At 68.3% G+C, this 397-nt stretch carries 1 protein-coding gene; it reads left to right on the forward strand.

Annotated features, from left to right (window positions below; genetic code table 11):
- Positions 1-397, forward strand: a 397-nt coding sequence (locus AC1DFM_RS34885) for an ATP-binding cassette domain-containing protein (protein ID WP_477081400.1), incomplete at both ends; no start/stop codon positions are given.

Genomic DNA, 397 nt, shown 5'->3' on the forward strand with positions numbered 1-397 from the left:
GTCAAGGACCCCCGCGACGCCATCCGTCGCGGCATCGGCATGGTCCACCAGCACTTCCAGCTGGTGCCCGTCATGACGGTGGCCGAGAACATGATCCTCGGCCACGAGACGACGAGCCGCGGCGTCCTCGACATCGACGGAGCCCGCAAGCTCGTGCGCGAGCTGTCGGCCAAGCACGGTCTCAAGGTCGACCCCGACGTCGAGATCGAGGACCTCCCCGTCGGCACCCAGCAGCGCGTCGAGATCCTCGAGGCGCTCTCACGGCGCGTCGACCTGCTCATCCTCGACGAGCCGACGGCCGTCCTCACGCCCCAGGAGACCGACGAGCTCCTGTCCGTCATGAAGGACCTCGCCGCCAGCGGCACGTCCATCGTCTTCATCACGCACAAGCTGCGCG

Source organism: Chitinophaga sp. 05T412, assembly GCF_056396465.1.